This window comes from Ignavibacteria bacterium (assembly GCA_016873775.1).
Classification (GTDB): domain Bacteria; phylum Bacteroidota; class Ignavibacteria; order UBA10030; family F1-140-MAGs086; genus JAGXRH01.
In genome coordinates this window covers 1-4,352 of sequence record VGWC01000114.1, presented here as the reverse complement: position 1 = coordinate 4,352, position 4,352 = coordinate 1, and the positions used below count along the sequence as shown (strand labels likewise).

The 4,352-nt window shown below is 37.9% G+C and carries 4 protein-coding genes; 3 read left to right on the top strand and 1 reads right to left on the bottom strand.

The genetic code is table 11. The features are described 5' to 3' along the window. Positions 1-714 precede the first annotated feature (714 nt). From FJ218_10920 to paaJ, 3 genes are all read left to right on the top strand, one after another. On the top strand, positions 715-1,014 hold the full coding sequence (locus FJ218_10920; GenBank protein ID MBM4167413.1) for a 1,2-phenylacetyl-CoA epoxidase subunit B: 300 nt from the start codon (positions 715-717) through the stop codon (positions 1,012-1,014). A 90-nt stretch (positions 1,015-1,104) separates the two neighbouring features. Then, positions 1,105-1,869, top strand: coding sequence for a phenylacetate-CoA oxygenase subunit PaaC (gene paaC / locus FJ218_10915; GenBank protein MBM4167412.1), 765 nt, complete (start codon positions 1,105-1,107; stop codon positions 1,867-1,869). Between the two features lie 87 nt (positions 1,870-1,956). Continuing rightward, on the top strand, positions 1,957-2,439 hold the full coding sequence (gene paaJ, locus FJ218_10910; protein ID MBM4167411.1) for a phenylacetate-CoA oxygenase subunit PaaJ: 483 nt from the start codon (positions 1,957-1,959) through the stop codon (positions 2,437-2,439). A 284-nt stretch (positions 2,440-2,723) separates the two neighbouring features. Here paaJ and FJ218_10905 read toward each other — a convergent pair. Continuing rightward, positions 2,724-4,352, bottom strand: a 1,629-nt coding sequence (locus tag FJ218_10905) for a T9SS type A sorting domain-containing protein (protein ID MBM4167410.1), incomplete at its 5' end; no start/stop codon positions are given.

The following is a 4,352-nucleotide window of genomic DNA, read 5'->3' as shown; positions in this document are numbered from 1 at the left end:
ATCGCTACAGCCGTATCGGTTTTCGTATCGTGAGGACTTATTAACCTATGCACTATACTCTATTGCGCTCTTTTCTTTTTGCTTCTTTTTCTTTTCTTAAAAGAAAAAGAAGTTTAAAATTTTTTTGAGAACTTAATAGATGGAGTCCACTTTGTTAGTAAAGAAAAACTAAATCAATAATATCACTCAATCACTGTTAGCAAAAGTGGGCTCCATCTTCGCAAAACCTTAGTAGCAACAAGAATTAACAACATAAAACTCAACGCCGCAGACGTTAAATTTTAATAACTCCGAATGAAATTCGGAGAAAGAAAATACAAACAAATCAATAACCCCGAAGGGGTTAAATATGAATAGCAAAGAAAGAAAAAGAATAACAACAATTCCATCGGAGTTGAATATTAAACTCCTACGGAGTTTTGAAATGTTTTGTTTATTACGTTTCTATGAACATTCAATCCCTGCGGGATCATTTTATAATGCCAACAAAAGAAATAACAATACTATCGCTTCATTATGATTGGTTTATGTAGAATTGAAACAAATGAGGAAGCGAAAAGTTTCAATGTCGGTGAATATCAAGAGTTTGAAATCAAAAGAAAACACCATAAAGAAAGAATTATCAGTGAATCTCTCAATGCAGAAGAGAATTATCCCGTAGGGGAAAAATGTAGCGAACAAGAAAATCAATACGTCAACGTAAGAGAAAAATTTATGTCAGAAAAACAATCAGATACCGAATGGCAACTTTGGGAAGTCTTTGCGCAGGAAAAAACCGGTGAACCGCATATTCACTGCGGAAGTTTGCACGCGCCGGATGCAGAAATGGCGTTACAAAATGCACGTGATGTGTATTCTCGTCGCGGTAGTGTTGTGAATCTTTGGGTTGTTCCGTCGAAAGAAATTCACGCAACATCGCCAACGGAAGCAGGAGAATTTTTTGAACCGGCGAGTGATAAAATATATCGTCATCCGCAGTTTTATACAATTCCGAAATCGGTGAAGGATATTTGAATATGCGAAAAACGAAACAGTACGAAGTTGCGAATATCAAATTCCACATTCATAAATTTGCAATCATTCGATATTCATACGATAACAAAAATGGAAAATGAAACTCGACAACATTTTATCACATTTCTCTTACGCATCGCTGACGATAGATTGATTCTTGGTCATCGCCTTTCGGAATGGTGTGGACACGGACCAATTTTAGAAGAAGATATTGCTCTCGGAAATATCGCGCTGGATTTACTTGGACAGTCTTCGGCATTGCTGCAACTCGGGTGCGAAATAGAAAACAACAATCGCTCGGAAGATGATGTAGTATATTTGCGCGAAGTCATTGATTTCAAAAACTGCAAACTCGTTGAACTTCCGAAAGGCGATTTTGCTTTTACGATAGCGCGACAATATTTCTTTTCCGTGTACAGCAAATTTCTTTTTGAACACTTACAAAGAAGTTCCAACGAAACACTTGCGGGAATTTCTGCGAAAGCAAAGAAAGAAACAATGTATCATCTTCGACATTCAAAACAATGGATGTTACGGCTTGGAGATGGAACGGAAGAAAGTCATTCACGATTGCAAAATGCAGTGAACGAATTATGGAGTTACACAAGCGAAATGTTTTTTGTTGACACAGTAGAAAAACTTCTTGTAGAAAAAAATATTATTCCTTCACTTGATTCACTTTCTTCACAATGGAAAGAAGAAATAGAACAATGTTTTCGAGAAGCAACAATTGCGATTCCTCAAAACGGATTTCAGCAAAGCGGAGGAAGAATCGGCAACCACACGGAACATCTCGGACATTTACTTTCTGAAATGCAAATACTCGCCCGTTCATTTCCAAATGCAAAATGGTAAACTCGATATGAGATGTGAGATATGTGATTTGCGTTTCAAGTATCTAACATCCCTTATGCTCATATACTCAACTACTCAACTACTTCTATCTTGACACAACAAACTATTCTCAACTATCTTTCCGAAATTACCGACCCGGAAATCCCCGTACTCAATATTGTCGAGATGGGAATTGTTCGCAATGTTTCGTTCGAAAATGAAAACGTTTGCATTACTGTAACGCCAACGTATTCCGGTTGTCCCGCAATGAAAATGATAGAAGAACAAATAGTGGAAAAATTGCAAAAGCATAATTGCGGGAACATAGAATTGAAAACCGTGTATGCACCAGCGTGGACAACCGATTGGCTGAGCGAAGAAACGAAAATGAAATTGCGTAACTATGGAATTGCGCCGCCGTCAAGAATCGTTGGAAAGTGTATTGCTAAAAATACCTCAAGCGCGAACGAATGTCCCTATTGCCATTCAGCGAATACCGATGTACGAAGTGAATTTGGCTCAACGTCGTGTAAATCGGTTCACTATTGTAACGAATGCATGCAACCATTTGAAATGTTGAAGGAAATTTGAATGATATTTTTCTTCAAACAATTTCCGAAATATAGTCGCGGAATTTATTAATGCACATCGAAGGAAAACCTTGAATGTTCAGTTGAAACTGTTCCGTTCACAGACGATTAAACAATGAAAACGATTATTGCTGTCGCGTGGAAATTTCGGTTTGATGTCCGAGTAGAATTGTTGGTGGCGTGGAAACCGTACAGAGAAATGAAGAAACAAAAAAACCTTCAATCAAAATTCGATTGAAGGTTTTTTTTACGATTCATTGAAAATGAATGCAAATGAAAAAAGTATTATTTGAGCAAAATCATCTTCTTCGTTTCGGTATAAGACAAAATTGAATTTTGTACTACAGTAAGACGATAAAAATACACACCGCTCGATAAACGACTTGCATCGAATTGAACTTCGTGCAATCCTTCTTCCAGTTCTTCGTTGTTTAATAACGTTGCTACTTCTTGTCCCAACACGTTGTAAATTTTCAACGTAACAACACCGATAGTGGGAAGTGCATAATGAATAGTGGTTAGTGGATTGAATGGATTCGGATAATTTTGCATCAACGAAAAATTTTCGGGAGTATCCGTTGCTCCGAATGCCATAAAGTTTGTTGATGAAGATTTTCCAACGTTGCGCTTGAGGAGACCGACTTCTTTCGTTAAGCGAGTTCCTTTTAAGTACAACGCATATGAATTTTTGCCGACAATAACGCCATTCGTGTCAATACGAAAATTGGAATCCGCCAATGTTTGTGCGAAAGCGTTATTTAAATGCCGAAGAATTGAATCTGCGAAAATGCTGAGTTTCACGTATTCATACGAATTCGTAATCTCGAACTGCTGCGGATATGTCATAATGCTGTCAAATAATTTTCCAATGTATGCAAGCGATGAATCCTGCAACGAACGTCCTGCCAAAATAACGTTTGTATCTAATAACAGCGAACCTAAACCAGTTGGTGTAATTCCGAGTTCACTTGCTTTTAAGTTCAAATTAAAAAGCACACCTTGTTCAATTCCTACGTTGTCATATTTTTTTCTGTCGGCTTTAATTGCTTTACTGAGTTTTATTGTTTTCGTTCCCGTGCGCAAAGAATCGAGAGGCATTGCTAATCCGCGATGCATAGAAGTAAAAAGTTTTCCCAAATCCATTGCTTTCTTGTAGAAAATCCACGCATACTGTTTTGCTAATGCCGCATCGGTTTGCGGGACTCCTAAAAATGTTGCTCCGCTCTTTCCAATTTTTGCAAATACTGCTTCAACGGCAGTTGCAAGATTTGGCGATTCTTTCAATACGCTATCTTTGCTGAATTTCAGTTTCGCTGCTTTCTTCGACAACTCAACAGAAAAATTGAAGGTTCTCAATTTCAATGTATCGGAAAAATTTCCAAAATCTTTTTCTGTTGCATTTTCTCCTATTGCTAATGTAACAGAGTACGTTCCCGGGAAAGCGGGAAACGTTTGTTGCCATCCATCTTGATTAACTTCGCTTACAGTATAATTTCCAGCGAGCAAACTTCCGAACGTATAATTACCGTTCGCATCAGTAAGCAAAGAATCGGTCTTATCGCCGGAAAGGAGAATTTTCCAGTTGGCAATTCCGTTTTCACCTTCATCTTTTGCGCCGTTTGCATTGCCGTCAAAAAATTTCATCCCGGTGATAGAACTTGATTGAAAAACTCCGAAATCGTTCCCGCTAAATGTTGTTCCGCTGGAAATCGTAAGTAAATATGTACCGGGCGAAGAAGGAAATGTTTGACTCCATCCTTCCTGAAGTTTTGCGCTCACAACATAATTTCCAGCAAGTAGACTATCGAATGAATACACGCCGCTTTCATCCGTAAGAACAGAATCATTTCCATTGCCGGAAATTTTTATCCACCAGTTTTGTAATCCGTTTTCAGAAATATCTTTTATTCCGTT

Coding starts and splice junctions, on each gene's coding strand:
- FJ218_10920 (MBM4167413.1), top strand. CDS start 715: ATGTCAGAAAAACAATCAGATACCGAATGGCAACTTTGGGAAGTCTTT.
- paaC (MBM4167412.1), top strand. CDS start 1,105: ATGGAAAATGAAACTCGACAACATTTTATCACATTTCTCTTACGCATC.